This window comes from Paralimibaculum aggregatum, assembly GCF_030270585.1.
GTDB lineage: Bacteria > Pseudomonadota > Alphaproteobacteria > Rhodobacterales > Rhodobacteraceae > Thermohalobaculum > Thermohalobaculum aggregatum.
The window spans coordinates 37,868-54,380 of the sequence record NZ_BSYI01000001.1; the positions used below are offsets into that span (position 1 = coordinate 37,868).

The 16,513-nt window shown below is 73.3% G+C and carries 14 protein-coding genes and 2 tRNA genes; 4 read left to right on the forward strand and 12 right to left on the reverse strand.

All coding sequences use genetic code 11. The features are described from left to right. Nucleotides 1-3 precede the first annotated feature (3 nt). Both QSJ97_RS00140 and QSJ97_RS00145 read left to right on the forward strand, forming a co-directional pair. Nucleotides 4-861: a class I SAM-dependent methyltransferase gene (locus QSJ97_RS00140; RefSeq protein WP_285669442.1), complete on the forward strand. Its 858-nt coding sequence runs from the start codon at nucleotides 4-6 to the stop codon at nucleotides 859-861. Then, a complete protein-coding gene (locus tag QSJ97_RS00145; protein WP_285669443.1) occupies nucleotides 858-2,168 on the forward strand; it encodes a KpsE/RkpR family capsule polysaccharide export protein in 1,311 nt (436 codons plus the stop codon). Before QSJ97_RS00140 ends, QSJ97_RS00145 begins: the two co-directional genes overlap by 4 nt. On the opposite strand, the gene QSJ97_RS00150 is transcribed toward QSJ97_RS00145, so the two are convergent. The 12 genes from QSJ97_RS00150 to QSJ97_RS00205 all read right to left on the reverse strand — a co-directional run bounded on the left by QSJ97_RS00150 (nucleotide 2,110) and on the right by QSJ97_RS00205 (nucleotide 13,445). Further along, nucleotides 2,110-4,371, reverse strand: a complete 2,262-nt coding sequence (locus QSJ97_RS00150; protein ID WP_285669444.1) for a glycosyltransferase family 2 protein — start codon at nucleotides 4,369-4,371, stop codon at nucleotides 2,110-2,112. The two genes, QSJ97_RS00145 and QSJ97_RS00150, sit on opposite strands and share 59 nt — an antisense overlap. 24 nt (nucleotides 4,372-4,395) lie before the next feature. Then, entirely contained in the window at nucleotides 4,396-5,169 is a 774-nt protein-coding gene (locus tag QSJ97_RS00155; protein ID WP_285669445.1) for an ABC transporter permease, read from the reverse strand. Between the two features lie 9 nt (nucleotides 5,170-5,178). Then, nucleotides 5,179-6,501, reverse strand: coding sequence for a KpsE/RkpR family capsule polysaccharide export protein (locus tag QSJ97_RS00160; protein ID WP_285669446.1), 1,323 nt, complete (start codon nucleotides 6,499-6,501; stop codon nucleotides 5,179-5,181). Between the two features lie 7 nt (nucleotides 6,502-6,508). Further along, on the reverse strand, nucleotides 6,509-7,162 hold the full coding sequence (locus QSJ97_RS00165; protein ID WP_285669447.1) for an ABC transporter ATP-binding protein: 654 nt from the start codon (nucleotides 7,160-7,162) through the stop codon (nucleotides 6,509-6,511). A 157-nt stretch (nucleotides 7,163-7,319) separates the two neighbouring features. Beyond that, nucleotides 7,320-7,736: an Sbal_3080 family lipoprotein gene (locus tag QSJ97_RS00170; RefSeq protein ID WP_285669448.1), complete on the reverse strand. Its 417-nt coding sequence runs from the start codon at nucleotides 7,734-7,736 to the stop codon at nucleotides 7,320-7,322. A 60-nt stretch (nucleotides 7,737-7,796) separates the two neighbouring features. Further along, nucleotides 7,797-7,872 (reverse strand) — tRNA-Glu (locus tag QSJ97_RS00175). A gap of 39 nt (nucleotides 7,873-7,911) precedes the next feature. Further along, nucleotides 7,912-7,987: transfer RNA gene (locus QSJ97_RS00180), tRNA-Glu, on the reverse strand. Nucleotides 7,988-8,090: 103 nt separating this feature from the next. Beyond that, nucleotides 8,091-9,875, reverse strand: coding sequence for a single-stranded-DNA-specific exonuclease RecJ (gene recJ, locus QSJ97_RS00185; RefSeq protein WP_285669449.1), 1,785 nt, complete (start codon nucleotides 9,873-9,875; stop codon nucleotides 8,091-8,093). 203 nt (nucleotides 9,876-10,078) lie between these two features. Then, nucleotides 10,079-11,050 carry a class II fructose-bisphosphatase gene (gene glpX / locus QSJ97_RS00190; protein ID WP_434220871.1) on the reverse strand — a complete coding sequence of 324 codons (972 nt, stop codon included), beginning with the start codon at nucleotides 11,048-11,050 and terminating at the stop codon, nucleotides 10,079-10,081. Nucleotides 11,051-11,139: 89 nt separating this feature from the next. Then, complete coding sequence (locus tag QSJ97_RS00195; protein ID WP_285669451.1) at nucleotides 11,140-12,450, reverse strand: homoserine dehydrogenase; 1,311 nt, start codon at nucleotides 12,448-12,450, stop codon at nucleotides 11,140-11,142. A 151-nt stretch (nucleotides 12,451-12,601) separates the two neighbouring features. Beyond that, nucleotides 12,602-12,949, reverse strand: a complete 348-nt coding sequence (locus tag QSJ97_RS00200) for a hypothetical protein (protein ID WP_285669452.1) — start codon at nucleotides 12,947-12,949, stop codon at nucleotides 12,602-12,604. A gap of 28 nt (nucleotides 12,950-12,977) precedes the next feature. After that, a complete protein-coding gene (locus QSJ97_RS00205; protein ID WP_285669453.1) occupies nucleotides 12,978-13,445 on the reverse strand; it encodes a hypothetical protein in 468 nt (155 codons plus the stop codon). Nucleotides 13,446-13,607: 162 nt separating this feature from the next. Between QSJ97_RS00205 and QSJ97_RS00210 the strand changes: the two genes are divergently transcribed. Together QSJ97_RS00210 and QSJ97_RS00215 are read left to right on the forward strand one after the other, a co-directional pair. After that, nucleotides 13,608-15,422 carry a PHA/PHB synthase family protein gene (locus QSJ97_RS00210; RefSeq protein ID WP_285669454.1) on the forward strand — a complete coding sequence of 605 codons (1,815 nt, stop codon included), beginning with the start codon at nucleotides 13,608-13,610 and terminating at the stop codon, nucleotides 15,420-15,422. A 74-nt stretch (nucleotides 15,423-15,496) separates the two neighbouring features. Continuing rightward, entirely contained in the window at nucleotides 15,497-16,504 is a 1,008-nt protein-coding gene (locus tag QSJ97_RS00215) for a CE1 family esterase (protein WP_285669455.1), read from the forward strand. Nucleotides 16,505-16,513: the final 9 nt, after the last annotated feature.

The window sequence follows — 16,513 nt, forward strand, 5'->3', positions numbered from 1 at the left end:
CCCATGTTCTCCGCGCGCGCAAAAGGATCGCAGAGGCCGCTCCCCCTGCCCGACCTGTTCGACCGCTATGTCGCCACGCCGCCCTCGGCGCAGAACGCCGTCGATGCGGTGCCCGGCTGGCGCACCGCGCTGCCGCCCGAGACCGGCGCCGAGGCCGGCACGCTCGGGCTGATGTCCGACAGCCGCATCGCCTGGGCGCTGGAGCGGCTCGGCGGCGTCGCCGGCGCCCGGGTGCTCGAGCTCGGGCCGCTCGACGGCGGGCACACCGCGATGCTGCACGCCGCCGGCGCCGCCCGGGTCGACGCGATCGAGGGCAACCGGCTGGCCTTCCTGCGCTGCCTGATCGCCAAGGAGCTGCTCGGGCTCGATCGCGCGCATTTCCATCATGGCGATTTCGCCGCCGGGCTCGGCAGCGCCGATGGCCGCTACGACCTCGTGCTGGCCTCGGGCGTGCTCTACCACATGGCCGATCCGGCGGCGCTGCTGGCACGCCTCGCCGCGGTGACCGACCGGCTCTATCTCTGGACCCATCTCTTCGACGCCGCCGCGATGCCGGAGGGCGACCCACGCCGCGGCGCCTTCACCGGGCGGGTGCTCGAGGCGGCGCATGGCGGCGTGCCGCTGCGGCTGCACGAGCGCGGCTATCTCGGCTCCGAGCGCAAGGCGGCGTTCTGCGGCGGCCCGCGCGACCGGCATGTCTGGATGGAACGCGGCGGGCTGATGGCGCTGCTCGGCGCGCTCGGCTTCGACCGGCTGGAGATCGCCCATGACGATCCCGCGGCCGAGGGCGGGCCGGCGCTCTCGGTGCTGGCAACGCGCAGCCGCGGCCCGGCGGCCGGCGCGGCGGAGACGGCAGGGTGAGCGCCCAGCCGGTGATCCGCCTCGCGCCGCCCGGCCGCCGCGGCCGGCGCGCGCCGGACCCCGCGCCGGAGGTGGAGATCGACGCCGGGCCGGCGGCAACCGGCTCCGGCCCCGGTCCCGGCGCCGAGGCCGGCATGGCGCCGCCGATCGCCGCGCCGATGCCGCCGAGGGCGCGTCCGCGGCGGGTCAACTGGCCGGCGGTGATCTCGTTCGCGCTGATCGTGGTGCTGCCGGTGGTCGTGATCGGCACCTATTATTACCGCCACGCCGCCGACCAGTTCACCGCCACCGCGCGCTTCACCCTGCGCGAGACCCGGGCCCGCCCGCTCGGCTTCGAGGCGGCGGAGGGCGCGCCGGAGCGCATCGGCAGCGGTCTGGCCACCGAGACGGTCTCGCATTTCACCCATGTCGCGGCGAGCTATCTCGAGAGCCGGGCGCTGCTCGCCGATCTCGGCGCCGTGCTGGATGTCGACGCGATGTTCCGCCGCCCGGAGGCGGATTTCTGGGCACGCATGCCGGAGGGGCTGCCGGCGGAGGCGCGGTTCGACTACTGGCGCGAGCGGGTGCGCGTGGCGGTGGACGGGCCGTCCGGCATCGTCAGCCTGCAGATCCGCGCCTTCCGCCCGGAGGATGCGCTGGCGCTGGCCGATGCGGCGGTGGCCCGGGCCGAGGCGCTGGTCAACGCGCTCTCGCTGCGCCAGAAGGCCGATGCGGTGGCGAGGGCCGAGGCGGAGGCCGCGGAATCCGAGCGCCGGCTGCAGGCCAGCATCGCCGCGCTCTCCGCCTTCCGCGACCGCGAGGGGCTGCTCGACCCCGGCCAGGAGGGCGCCGAGACGGTGCGGCTGCTGAGCCAGCTCACCACCGAGCGGATCCGCCTCGAGAGCGAGCTGCGCGTGCTCGACCGGGTGGTGGACGGCGATGCCGCGCGCGCCCGGGCGCTGCGCACCCGGCTCGCCAGCATCACCGGGGACATCGCGCAGCTGCGCGACCAGCTCGGCTCCGGCGCCGCCGCGGATGCCAGCCTCGCCGCCGCCCTCGGCCGTTTCGAGGCGCTGGAGATCCGCCGCCGCTTCGCCGCCAAGCTCTACGGCCTGGCGCAGACCCGGCGGATCAATGCGGAGATCGACCGGGCGCGCCAGTCGGTCTTCCTCAACCTCTTCGACCCGGCCCAGCGGCCGGAGCGGTCGGACCATCCGCGCCGGGCCGCCTTCACGCTGCTGGCCTTTCTCGGCCTCAGCGCGGGCTGGGCTATCCTCGCGCTGATCTGGGCATCGGTCGCCGATCACCGGCTGGACCGGCGAGGCTGAGCGGCGCGCGCAGCGGTGCGGCGCTGGCCAGGCCGAGGAAGACCCGCGCCGCCGGCAGCCGCTCCCCCACCACCAGCCGCGGGCGCGACTGGAAACGCGACCACCAGGGGCTGAAGCTCGGATCAACCAGGGTGGCGGTGCCATGGCGCGCGGCCAGCGCATCCTTCTCGCGCTGGAAGCGGCGCGCCTTCTCACCCACCATGTCGGAGCCGCGCGAGGCGCTCTCGTGGTGGAACAGCGTGGCGAAGGGGGTCCAGACCACGCCATATCCGGCCTCCCGCGCGCGGGCGCAGAGATCGACGTCGTTGTAGGCCACCGCGAAGCGCCGCGCATCCATGCCGCCGAGCCGGTGCCAGCATTCCGCCGTCACCAGCATGCAGGCGCCGGTCACCACGCTCAGCGAGTTGCGCACCGCGAGCCGGCCCATCGGCCCCGGATCGTCCTCTGCCGCCCGGTAGTACCAGTGCCCGGCATAGCCGCCGAGGCCGAGCACCACGCCGCCATGCTGCAGCGTGCGGTCGGGGAACAGCAGCTTCGCCCCGACCACGCCGGTGCCCGGATAGGCGAGGCATTCCACCATCTCGCCGAGCCAGCCGGGCTCGATCACCGAAATGTCGTTGTTGAGCAGCAGCAGCGCCTCGCCGCGGGCCATCGCCGCGCCGCGGTTGACCATGGCGGCGAAGTTGAACGGCTCCGGCCGGATCTCGTAGCGGAAATCGCCGCGCCGGGCCTCGCGGGCATAGAGCGCATGCACCCGCGGATCGGTGGAGCCGTTGTCGACCACGACGATCTCCATGCGCGGATAGTCGGTGCGCGCGCGCAGGTCGCCGATCACGCGGGCGATCATCTCGTGGCTGTCGCGGTTCGGGATGATCACCGAGACCAGCGGGCGCGGCGCCTCCGGGAAGCGCATCCGGTGCAGCTCGCCGATCAGCGCCGGCTCGGCGCGGGCCGGGCCGGCGAGGCTGGCGAACTGCTCCTCGAGCGCCTTGCGGGCATTGGCCACCGCCCGGTCCTTGCCGGCATGGGAGACGCTGCCGGCCCGCTCGGTCCACTGATAGGCCGGATAGGGCAGGTGCCGGATCTGCCCGGCGCGCAGGCCGCGGGTGTAGCGCAGCACCAGCTCGTAGTCCTGGCTGCCGTGGAAACCCTCGCGCAGCCCGCCCAACGCCGCCAGCCGCTCGCGGCGATAGACCGAGAGATGGTTGACGTAGTTGACGCCGGAGAGCAGCACCGGGTCGAAGGCCGGCTTCCAGAACGCACCCTTCGGCGCGCCGGCCTCGTCGGTCACCACCTCGTCGGTGTAGAGGAACAGCGTCTCGGGATGATCGCGGAGCGCGCGGCGCAGCCGGTCCACCGCATGGGGCGAGAGCGCGTCGTCATGGTCGACCAGCCCGACCCAGGCGCCGCGGGCCGCGGCCAGCGCGCGGTTGGTGGCATGGGCGATGCCGCGGTTCGCCCCGGCGCGCAGCACGGTCAGCCCCGGCACCCGGTCATGGGTGGCCAGCCAGAAGGCGGTTTCGGGGCTCGAGGAACCGTCATCGGCGAGGATCAACTCGGCCCCCGGCCCCTGCGCCTCGAAGGAGGCGAGCAGCCGGTCGAGCCAGGCCGGCTCGGCATCGTAGACCGGCACCAGGAAGGAGATCTCCGGCTGCACCGGCACCGGCAGCGGCGAAAGGCTCGCCTCGAGCGCCGCCATCTCCCAGATCCGCGCGAGGTTCTGGCCGAGCCCGGGCCGCCCCACCGCGGGGCGCCGCAGCCTCCCGAGCCGCGCCGCGAGCCCCGGATCCGGCCCGATCAGGTTGACCGTGAGCCCCGGCCGCCGCGCCAGCCGCGCGCGCAGCAGGCGCACGAGGCCGGCCCGGCTGCGCCGGCTCCAGCGCCGCAGCGCGAAGCGCGTGCCCGGATGCTCCGCCGGGTCGAGCCTGAGCCCGAGCCGGCCGGGCCCGGCGCGGAGATCGATCGCCAGCAGCAGCACCCGGCTCTCGGGAAAATCCACCCGCTCCGCCTCGGAGAAGCCGCCCCGCTCGCGCAGATAGACCGCCGCATCCAGCGGCCGGTCGCGCGCCTCGAGCTCGATCACCGCGAAGCGCGGCCCGGCGCGGCCCGGCGCGATGGCGATCTGCGGGTCGGGCCCCGTCGCCTCCCAGATGCCGCCGCCGCGGGCCGCAAGCTCGCCGTTCGGCGTGAATGACGTGAACATGGTTCCTCCCCGGCCGCGCGGGCCTCATCCGCCCAGCAGCCGGCCGCGGATCGCCCGCTCCAGCACGAGGCTCAGCACGATGGTCGCCGCCGCCCAGCCGAGCACGTAGGGCCGGTCGAGCAGCGTGTCGGGATAGCCCTCGTAATAGGCCCCCCGCATCCATTCCACGAGATGCATGGTCGGGATCCAGCTCAGCGCCTCGCCGAAGCGCGCCGGCAGCGCGCTCGGCACGAAGAGGATCCCGGAGAAGATGTAGCAGCCGATCACGATCAGCGTGTAGATCGTCACCCAGCCGTGCAGCACCATGGCGATGATCGCCGAGAGCATGCCGCAGCCGAGCCCGAGCGCCAGCGCCGCGCCCATCGCCGCCGCCGCCTGCACGATGTCGGCCGGCATCGGGTCGATCCCCACAGCGAGCGCGATGCCCACCAGCAGCGCCGCCATGGCGCAGCTGCCGAGCAGCTCGAGCAGCGCCCGGCCGAACAGGATGTCGAGGATCTTCACCGCCGGGAAGGCGAGCAGCTGGCGGTTCATCACCAGGCTCATCATGATGAAGCGTGACATGTAGTTCCAGGTCATGAAAGGCAGCAGCGCGGTGCCGAAGAACAGCTCGATGCTCTGCCCCCAGGGCGCATAGCGGCCGAGGAAGGTGTAGAACAGCAGCAGGATCAGGATATGCGCCAGCGGCCAGCTCACCGCGAGCAGGTAGCCGAGCCCGTGGTTGAAGAAGCGGGTGCGGATGTCGCGCAGCATCACCGCCCGGATCGCCCGCCCCGTCGCCGCCAGTGCCTCGCCCATGCCGCCCCCTCAGGCCATGTGGTTGCGGATCGTGGCGAAAAGCCCCGCCGCCGCGCCCCAGAGCGCCAGGCAGGCGGTCAGGATCACCCCGAGCCAGAGCGCCCGGCGCGGGTGGCTCGGCTCCTCCGGCAGCGCCGGCTCGACGAAGACGTCGAGATACATCATCCGCGCCTCGGCGACCTGGCGCACCTCCTCGAGCTTGGCGGCGGCGGCGAGGAACTGGCGCTCCGCCAGCTCCTGCTCGACCTCGATCTCGGCGAAGCGGGCCATCACCTCGGCGAGGCTGCGCCCGTCGGCCGCGCCGGCGCCGACCCGCTCGCGCCCCAGCGCCGCAAGCTGCGCCTTCAGCGAGGCGATGCGCCGCGAGAGCGCCTGCAGCCGGGCCGACGAGGGCGCCAGATGCTGCGCCTGCGCGGCATGGTCCTGCTCCAGCCGGATCAGCTCGGCGCGGGTGCTCGAGGCCAGCGCCGAGAGCGCCCCGGCCTCGGCCTCGGTGTCGAGCACGCCGGCCTCGTTGCGCGCCACCGCGAGCCGCGCCTGCGCCGCGGCCAGCCGGTCGGCGGCATCGCGGAACAGCGCCTCCGCCTTGGCCACCGCATCGGCCCAGACGCGGGCGTTCAGCCGCTCGACCAGCGCCTCCGCCGCGGCGATCGCCGCCGCCGAGAGGTCGCGCGCGCCCTCCGGCGTGAAGGACTGCAGCCGGAACACCACGATCCCCGCCGGCAGCTCGATCTCGGCGCCCGAGAGCGCCTCCCAGCGGGCATGCAGGTCCTCCGCCGGGGCATCCGGGGCGAGGCGGGCCACCCAGTCCCCGGCGATCCAGGTCTCCGGGCGCAGCGGATCGGCCGCCGGCCCGGTCCAGCGCGCGCGCAGCCCCTCGCGCGCGGCGAGCTCGGCCACCAGGCCCGCGCTCCCGAGATATTCCGCGATCACCTGGGTGTCGCGCTGCATCTCGATCGAGGGCAGGCCGGTGATGCCGGAGAGCCGGTCCGGCCGCGCCGCCTGGTTGACGCGCAGGATCATCCGGCTCTCGACCTCGTAGCGGTCCTCCGCCAGCCAGCCGTAGTAGACACCGGCCAGCGCCATCGGCAGCGCCACCAGCAGCGCGAAGCCGGCCCGCGCGAAGGCGCGGATCGCCCCGGCCCGCCGCCGCTCGGAGAAGCCGACATCGAAGCGCCGCCGCCGGTTGGAGAAATTGTGCCGGCCCGCCGCGGCGGAGAGCCCCTGCGCGACATGCGCGCGCAGCGCCGCCGGCCCGTCGGGCAACACGGGGGCAGCGGGGGCCGGGGTGGCTGGGGCCGGGGCGGGGCCGGTGATCCGCGGCTCGGTCATCGCCGCCTCACCGGTTGAGCCGCAGATAGGCGGCGATGGCGAGCCCGACATCGGGATAGGTCAGCAGCTGGCCCTCGACGATCAGCGCGCCGCGGTCGCAGTATTTCGCGATGGTCTGCATCGAGTGGCTGACGACGATCAGGTCCGCCGTGCTGCGCCGCGCATCGAAGGCCGCCGCGCAGCGCGCCTGGAAGCGGGCATCGCCGACCGCGGTGATCTCGTCGATCAGGTAGACGTCGAACTCGATGGCCATCGAGAGCCCGAAGGCCAGCCGCGCCATCATGCCGGAGGAATAGGTCTTCACCGGGTTGCGCAGATAGTCGCCGAGCTCGGCAAACTCCTGCACGAAGCGGGCGATGCGGCGCGGGTCCTCGCCATAGACACGGGCGACGAAATGGATGTTCTCCTGCCCGGTCATCTGCGGGTGGAAGCCGCCGGCGAAGCCGAGCGGCCAGGAGACCCGCCGGCTGCGACGCACGCGCCCGGCATTGGGCAGCTCGATCCCGGCGATCAGCCGCAGCGTGGTGGACTTGCCCGCGCCGTTGACGCCGAGCAGGCCGTAGGAGAGCCCGCTCTCGAACACCGCCGAGACATCGTCGAGCACCGTCTTCGGCCGCCCGTCGGTGCGGTAGGATTTGGAGACCCGCTCGAGCGCGATCACCGGGCGCCTCCGCCCTGCCCCGCGCCGCCGCGCCGCCGCCTCGCTGTCTCGCCTCTCGCCACCACGCACCCCGGTTGCGGGCTGAGCCCGTTCTGGACGGCGCCCAGAATCGCCGGGGGTGGTTAATTCTTGGTGAGCGGCGGCGTCTCCGCCCGCCTCACTGGTGCAGGAGGTCGCTCACCATCGGGCCGATCTTGCCCTCGGTGGAGCCGAACTTCTCCATGCTCAGCCCGCCGGCGCTGGCGTCATAGCTGGCCGAGCCGATCACCCGCCCCGCGTCCAGTATCTCCAGCCGCGCCGTGTAGAGATACATCGCGAGATCCCAGCGCCAGGTGGCGGTGTAGCGCATGACATGGCGGCAATGCCCGGGCGCCGGGCCCTGCACGACCTCGGTCCTGACCCCGCGCATCTCGACCTGGCGGACGAGCGCAGGCAGGAACCCCTCCATGTGGACGGCCGGGTTGGACTCGATGCAGAGCGCGAAGATGTGGTCGGGGACGGGGGTCGCGGCACGCTGGATGCTGCAGGATGCCAGCAGCAGGACCGCTGCCGCGAGGAAATGATGAAGCCGCAAGGCCCTGCTCCGAAATGCGCGCGTCAATCAATCCGGACGAAGCTGCCCCGGGAGGAAGGTTGGTACGCCCTAGGGGACTCGAACCCCTGTTTCCGCCGTGAGAGGGCGGCGTCCTAGACCACTAGACGAAGGGCGCCCATGGGGGGGCGACTTTCTGCACCGGCTGTCCTTCGCGTGGTACGCCCTACGGGACTCGAACCCGTGTTTCCGCCGTGAAAGGGCGGCGTCCTAGACCGCTAGACGAAGGGCGCGCCGGCGCCGGTGCAGCGCTAGATAGCGAAGGCCCGGGGATGGCGCAAGAGCAAATCCGGGCATTTTTCCGGGGATCGCCCGGGGGATCGCTCAGCGGATCGCTCAGGGGATCGCAAGATCCTCGAGCCGCAGCTTGGCGCGCCGCCGGCCGCCCCAGTCGTCGATCTCGAGGCGCCCCGCGGCATGCACCGGCTGGCCCGAGGCCCCGGCATCGGCGAGCGCCGCGGCAAGGCCGCTGTCCTCGGCGCGGAAGGCGATGGCATCGACGCTGCCGCCCGGCCCCGCGAAGCGGCAGCGCATGTGCCCGGTGCCGACGGGCTTCACCCCCTGCACCCGCACCCCGGCGAAGGCGAGCCGCGGTGCCGGATTGGCCGGGCCGAACGGACCCGCCGCCTCGAGCCGGGCCACCAGCTCGACGCTCGCGCCGCCCGGCGCCAGCGCACCGTCGATGGCGAGATCCTCCGGCCCCGCCGTGCCCGCCCCCTGCGCCGCCAGCCGCCCGCCGAGCGCGTCCATCGCCGCCTCGAGCCGCGCCGCCGCCACGGTGAGCCCGGCCGCCATCCGGTGCCCGCCGCCCTTCAGCAGCAGCCCCTCGGCCGCCAGCGCCGCCACCGCGGAGCCGAGATCGACCCCGGGCACCGAGCGGCCCGAGCCCTTGCCCTCGGCGCCGTCGAGCCCGATCACCACCGCGGGGCGGTTGAAGCGGTCCTTCAGCCGGCTCGCGACGATGCCGACGACACCGGCATGCCAGCCCTCCCCGGCGGCCCAGACCAGCGGGCCGTCGGCGCCGCGCGCCTCGGCCTGCTCGGCCGCCGCGGCCAGCACCGCCGCCTCGATCTCGCGGCGCTCGCGGTTCAGCCCGTCGAGCCTTGCGGCCAGCGCCGCCGCCTCGTCCGGGCAGCGGGTGGCCAGCAGCCGGGTGCCGAGATCCGCCGCGCCGACCCGCCCGCCGGCATTGATCCGCGGCCCCAGCGCGAAGCCGAGATCGCGCGCGCTCGGCGGCGCCGTCAGCCCCGCCACATCGGCCAGCGCCGCGAGCCCCGGCCGCCCGCGCCGCGCCAGCACGCCGAGCCCCTGGCGCACGAAGGCCCGGTTGAGCCCGATCAGCGGCGTCACATCGGCGATGGTGGCCAGCGCCACCAGATCGAGCCAGGCGCGCAGGTCCGGCTCCGGCCGCCCGGCGAAGGCGCCCTGCCCGCGCAGCGCCCGGTTGGTCGCGGCGAGCAGCAGGAAGGCGACCCCGGCGGCGCAGAGATGGCCCTGGCCGGAGGGACAGTCGGCCCGGTTCGGGTTGACCACGGCCAGCGCCCCGGGCACCGCGCCCTCGGTCAGGTGATGGTCGACCACCAGCACATCGGCGCCGGCCCGGCAGGCGGCGGCGATCGGCTCCGGCGCGGCGCTGCCGCAGTCGAGGCAGATCAGCAGGTCGTGCGCCGCGCCGAGCCCGGTCATGGCGGGCAGGTTGGGGCCATAGCCCTCGTCGATCCGGTCGGGGATATAGGGGGTGGCCTCGAGCCCCAGGGCGCCCAGCCAGTCGAGCATCAGCGCCACCGAGGCGGCGCCGTCGACGTCGTAGTCCCCAAAGAGCGCGATGCGCTCGCGCCGCCGCACCGCCAGGGCCAGGCGCTCGGCGGCGCGGTCCATGTCGGCGAGCCGGCTCGGATCGGGCATCAGCGCGCGCAACGTCGGCGCGAGGAAGCCCTCGGCCTCCTCCGGGCCGACCCCGCGCAGCGCCAGCACCCGGCCGACGATCTCCGGCAGCGCGGCGGTCTGGGCGATGGCGAGGCCGAGGCGCTCGGCATAGGCGTCGGGGCCGACCCAGCGCCGGCCGGTCACCGACCGGGCGACGCCGAGAAAGGCGGGGGGCGTTTTCGAGTCATCCAGCATGCCATATCTATGGCACCGAGCGGGTCAGACCGCAACGACTTGTGGTATCCTCCATCGGAACGCAGGCGCAACATGCGGCTCCGCCAGATGCAGGCAGCGAGCCGCCGCGCCCGGCCGGGGCGCTGGCGGCGGCTGGTCGCCCGCCCGAAATGCCGGCACCGTGCCGGCTGTGCGGGCCATCGGCGGCCCGCCGGCCGCAGAGATCAGAAATTCCGCGTGCGATACATCAGCCGGCGCATCGAGCCGGTGCGCGAGCGCATCAGCAGCGTCTCCATCTCGATGAAGTCGCCGTGGCGCCGGGCGCCCTTCAGGATCGAGCCGTCGGTGACGCCGGTGGCGGCGAAGATCACGTCGGCCTTCACCATGTCGTCGCGGCTGTATTTGGCATCGAGATCCTCGATCCCGGCGCGGCGGCCGCGGGCGATCTCGTCCTCGTTGCGGAACATCAGCCGGCCCTGGATCTGCCCGCCCATGCATTTCAGCGCCGCCGCGGCCAGCACCCCCTCCGGCGCGCCGCCGAGGCCCATGTACATGTCGATCCCGGTCTCGGCCGGGTCGGCGCAGTGCATCACCCCGGCGACGTCGCCATCGGTGATCAGCCGGATCGCGGCGCCGGTGGAGCGCACCGCATCGATCAGCTCCTTGTGGCGCGGACGCTCGAGGATGCAGACGCTGACATCCTCCGGCCTGCAGCCCTTGGCCTTGGCGAAGACCCGCACCCGCTCGTCCGGGCTCATGTCGATATCCACCAGCCCGTCCGGGAAGCCGGGCCCGATGGCCAGCTTGTCCATGTAGACATCCGGCGCGTGCAGCATCGAGTGCCGCGGGCCCATGGCGATCACGGTGATCGCGTTCGGCATCGCCTTGGCGGTGAGGGTGGTGCCCTCGAGCGGGTCGAGCGCGATATCGACCTCGACGCCGCTGCCGGAGCCGACCTCCTCGCCGATATAGAGCATCGGCGCCTCGTCGCGCTCGCCCTCGCCGATCACCACGGTGCCCTTGATGTCGAGCATGTTGAGCTGGGTGCGCATGGCGTCCACCGCCACCTGGTCGGCGGCCTTCTCGTCGCCCCGCCCGATCAGCCGGGCCGCCGCCAGCGCCGCCGCCTCGGAAACGCGGGCAAGCCCGAGGCTGAGCATCCGGTCCTGGAAATCGAGACGCACATCATCGGTCATCGCCATTCTCCCTCAGCTCGGCCCGGGTCGACTGCCGCCGGGGCCATTGTCCGGGCTTCTAGGCCGCCCCCGGCCAGCGTGCAAGCCGCTCAGATCTCCTCGATGGCGATCGCCACCGGCTCGGCAGCGCTCACATCCAGCGCCGCGATGCGGGCCACCGCGCCGTCGATCATCTCGCGCCGGGCGTCGTGGGTGACGATCACCACCGGCACCGCGCCGGCCCGCGCGCCGCCGCGCCCGTATTGCCGCATGCGGTGGATCGAGACCCCGGCCTCGCCGATCGCCGAGGCCAGCGCCGCCAGCGCGCCGGGCCGGTCGAGCAGCGAGAAGCGCAGGTAGTAGGGCGCGTGCTCGTCGGAGTAGTCGAGCCGCTCGGCCGCCCGGAGCCCCGCCGCGGGCTGCGCGAAGAGCGGCCCGGCGGCGCCGCGGGCGATGTCCATGAGATCGGCGACGATCGCCGAGGCGGTCGGCCCCTCCCCCGCACCGGGGCCGGTGAAGGCGCAGGTGCCGACGAAATCGCCCTCCAGCACCACCGCGTTGGTGACGCCGGGCAGGCTGCCGATCAGGCTCTCGCGCGGGACCATGGTGGGGCGCACGCGCTGCTCGAGCCCGCCGGCCTCCATCCGCGCCACCGCCAGCAGCTTGATGGCGAAGCCGAGATCGCCCGCGGTCTCGATATCGGCCGCGGTGATGCGCTCGATGCCCTCGGTGGTGACCCCCGCGAAATCGACCCGGGTGCCGAAGGCGGCGGCGGCGAGGATCGCCAGCTTGTGCGCCGCATCGGTGCCGCCGACATCGAAGGCCGGATCGGCCTCGGCATAGCCCTTGGCCTGCGCCTCGGCGAGCACCTCGGCATAGCCCCGCCCGGTGGCGGCCATCTCGGTGAGGATGTAGTTGCAGGTGCCGTTGAGCACGCCGGAGACGCGGTGGATGCGGTTGGCCGCGAGGCCCTCGGTCAGCGCCTTCATCACCGGGATGCCGCCGGCCACCCCGGCCTCGGCGCGCAGCGCGACGCCGGCCGCCTCCGCCGCCTCGGCCAGCGCCTGGCCGTGATGGGCGATCAGCGCCTTGTTGGCGGTGACCACCGGCTTGCCGGCGGCGAGCGCCGCCTCGACCAGTGCCTTGGCCGGGCCGTTGGAGCCGCCGACCACCTCGACGACGCAGTCCACGTCATCGCGCGCGGCGAGGCGCACCGCGTCGTCCTCCCAGGCATAGGGCGCGAGATCCACCCCGCGGTCGCGGCCGCGCGAGCGCGCCGACACCGCGGTGACCGCAACCGGCCGCCCGGCGCGCGCGGCGATCGCCCCGGCATTGGCGGCAAGCAGCTTCACCACGCCGGCGCCGACGGTGCCGAGACCCGCGATGCCGATCCTGAGGGGCGAGGTGTCTGGGCGGGTCATCGGGCGATCTCCGGGCTGATGGGCGGGACTGGGACGCTGTCGGGACGGGGGGCCGCGGGCGGATGCCGCGAACCGGGCTCGCGCCGGCGCTTAGCGCGTCCGGCCGGCCGGCTCAACCGGCAAAAGCGGCGCATCCGGGCAGGCCGGGCGCTCAGCCGCGCAGATCCCAGCCGAAGGGCGCGAAGCCGAAGCGGAAGGCCAGCCGCGCCGTGCGCTCGCTCGCCTCCCGGATCTCCGCCAGCCCGAAGGTCAGCTTCACGGTGGCGGCGATGTGCTTGGGCCGCTCCTCGGTCTTCTCGCGGATGCCCGCCGGCATGCCCTCCGCCTCGAGGCTCGCGAGAAACGCGTCGGGCTGCGCGCCGGGCACCCAGGGCACGAAATGGAAGCTCAGCACCACCGGCTGGCCGGGCACCAGCCGGGTCTCGCGGGTGACTTCGGCCATCGCCTTCTCGAGGCGATCGCGCTCGCCCGCCCAGTCCCAGGTCTCCGGATCGATCATCGCGCTGTCCTCCCTGCGGCCTGCCGGCTCATTCGGTCTCCGCACCATCCGCCGCCGCCTGCGCCTCCGCGGCCCGGCGCCGGGCGCGCTGGGCGGCCTCGGCCTCGACCAGCGCCGCCCGTTCCGCCGGGGTCAGCGGCGGCCGCCGCGCCTCCGCGGTGCGCCGATCGCGCCGTGGATCGGCCGCGGCCAGCGCCTTCCGCTCGGCCTCGCTCAGAACCGGCGGGGCCAGCCGCGCCGCCTTGGGCCCGGCGCTCTCGGAGGCCAGCGAGAGCTCGGTCTGCACCGCGATGCCCCCGGCCGGATCGGGCACGGCGGCGGTGTAGGTGCCCGGCGGCGGCGCCGGCGGCACATCGACCAGCAGCGGCCAGGGCGTGGCCTCGACCTCCGGGCTCTCGACCACCTGGTATTCGTTGAACAGGCGAAAGCTCTCACAGCCCGCCAGCGCCAGCACCAGCGCCGCCGCGACACCATGCGCTGCCCCAAACCGCTTCATTCGCCCGCCTCCGGTCTGCTATGGATTGTTGAGGGCCGGCTTCCCCGTGGCGGAACCCTACCCCCCTGCGCGGGGGCTGGCCAGTGCCGAACCGCCGGGCCCGGCCGATGGCCGGGTCCCCAAGCTCCCGCCGGAGGAGCAAGACCACGGAGGAAGCCCGCCATGGCCGACGAGCCCGCGACGAAGCCCACCGACCCCGCCGCCGACCTGCCGGTCCTTTCGGACCGCATCGGACGCATCGTCGAGCGCAGTTCCAAGGTCTGGGCCGAGGCGCTCGACAAGCAGATCGACGATATCGGCCATCTGAAGCCCGATCCGCTCAACACGGTGCCCTCGATGGCGCGCTGGGCCTACGACTTCTGGGACCATCCCGACCGGATGGCGACCGCGATGGGCCAGCTCTGGGCGGCGCAGGCCGATCTCTGGACCCGCACCATGCAGCGCGCCTGGACCGGCGAGGCCGCCTCGCCGCTGATCCAGCCGGAACGCGGCGACAAGCGCTTCAAGGACAAGCTCTGGGACGAGAGCCCGTTCTACGACTATCTCAAGCAGTCCTACCTGCTGACGGCGGACTGGCTGAAGGGCCGCCTCGCCGAGGCCGAGGGGCTGACCCCGCAGGACCGCAAGAAGCTCGAGCTGATCACCCGCAACTTCATCGAGGCGACCTCGCCCTCGAACTCGCCGGTGATCAACCCCGAGGTGCTGCGCACCACCATCGACGAGAAGGGCGAGAACCTGATCCGCGGCCTCGAGCACCTGGTGCGCGACCTCGAGCGCGGCAAGGGCCAGCTGCTGATCCAGCAGACCGACATGAGCGCCTTCAAGGTGGGCGAGAACATGGCCACCACCCCCGGCGCGGTGGTCTTCGAGAACGAGCTGCTGCAGCTGATCCAGTATGCCCCGGCCACCGAGCAGGTGCACAAGACCCCGCTGCTGTTCTGCCCGCCCTGGATCAACAAGTTCTACATCCTCGACCTCAACGAGAAGAAGTCGATGATCCGCTGGCTGGTCGAGCAGGGCCACACGGTCTTCGTGATCTCCTGGGTCAATCCCGGCCCGGCGCAGAAGGACGAGACCTGGGAGAGCTACATGACCAAGGGCGTGCTCACCGCCCTCGCGAAGGTGCTCGAGGAGACCGGCGAGCCGCAGGCCAACATCGTCGGCTACTGCATCGGCGGCACCATGGTGGGCAGCACCCTCGCCTACATGGCCGCCAACGGCGACGACCGGGTGAAATCCGCCACCTTCTTCACCGCCCAGCTCGACTTCACCGATGCCGGCGAGCTGCAGGCCTTCGTCGATGACGAGGTGCTCGACACCATCGAGCAGGCGGTCGACGAGAAGGGCTATCTCGCCGCCGAGAACATGTTCGCCGCCTTCAACTCGCTGCGCTCGACCGACCTGATCTGGGGCTTCGTGATCAACAACTACCTGCTGGGCAAGGAGAACTTCCCCTTCGACCTGCTCTACTGGAACTCGGATTCGACGGCGATGCCGGGGCGGGTGCACATGTACTACCTCGACACCTTCTACAACCGGAACCTGCTCGCCAAGGGCGAGATGGAGATCGCCGGGCAGCGGCTCGACCTCTCCAGGGTCAAGCTGCCCTGCTTCCATGTCGGCACGGTGGAGGACCACATCGCGCCGGCGCCCTCGACCTATCGCGCGGCGAAGATGCTCGGCAGCCGCAGCCAGACCTACATCCTCGCCGGCAGCGGCCATATCGCCGGCGTCGTCAACCCGCCGGCCTCGGGGAAATACCAGTACTGGACCAAGCGCGGGCTGAAGGGCACCACGCTCGAGGAATGGCGCGAGGGCACCACCGAGACCAAGGGCTCCTGGTGGCCGCACTGGGACAAGTGGCTCGCCGCGAAATCCGACGGCAAGGTGCCCGGGCGCAGCCCCGGCACGGTGCTCGGCCAGATCGAGCCGGCCCCCGGGCGCTACGTGAAGCAGCGCTTCGACGACGAGAGCTGATGGCGCCGGCCGGCGCGCGCCGGGCCGGGCGCCGGAGCGGGCGCCGGGGAAGGCGCCCGGGAAAGCCCGCGCGGATGTTCGGGCGGATGTTCGGGCGGATGTTCGGGCCGATGTTCGGGCGGATGCTTCGGGGCGGGCTGCTCGCCGCGCTGCTCGCCGGGCCCGCCGCCCCGGCGGCGGCGCAGTCGGGCGTGATCAACCCCTGCGCCTTCTCCGAGCGCGACAGCGCCTGCCGCGTCGAGGACGGCGAGTACCGCGTGCTGCTGCCGCAGGGGCTCGGCCCGTTCCCGGCGCTGGTCTATCTCTACGGCTCGCTCGGCGAGAGCCGGCGGATCACCGACTCGCGCCAGTTCCGCGAGGAGATCGTGCGCCGGGGCTATGCACTGATCGTGCCGCAGGCGCTCGACATCACCTATCTCGGCAGCCTGCGCGGCACCGGCTGGGGCCGGCGGATCCGCGCCGCGCGCCACCCGCGCGACGATGTCGACTTCCTGCGCCGGGTGGTGTTCGACGCCCGCCGGCGGGTCAATATCGACCCCGGGCGGATCATCTGGGCCGGCCATTCCGACGGCGGCTACATGGTCTTCGAGATGGCCTGCCACCACCCCGAGATGGGCGTCGCCTTCGCCTCCCATGCCGCGAGCTATGGCGGGATGCTGCCGCGCGCCTGCCGCCGCCCGGTCCGGCTCCTGCACACCCATTCGCCGGACGACCGGATCGTGCCCTTCGCCGGCGAGCGGCGCCAGGGGCCGATCGTCGACAGCGCCGATCTCGGCGAGGCGCTCGGGCTGATCGCGCGCACCAATCGCTGCCGCCGCGGCCCGGAGCCGGCCGGGCGCTTCTTCGGCTTCGAGCGGCAGACCTGGTCCGACTGCGAGCATGGCTCGGCGCTCGACCTGCTGATCCACGACCGCGGACACGGCTGGCCCGCGGCCTGGCTGCCGGCGGTGCTCGACTGGTATGACAGCGTGAGCTTCCGGCCCGCGGTCTCGCGCACCATCCGGGTTGGCGAGCCGGCCCCGGGCACCCGCCGCAAGGTGCCGGGCGCCTCCGGGGGCTTCTTCAAGTCCGTCCCGAAATAGCGCCTGCCG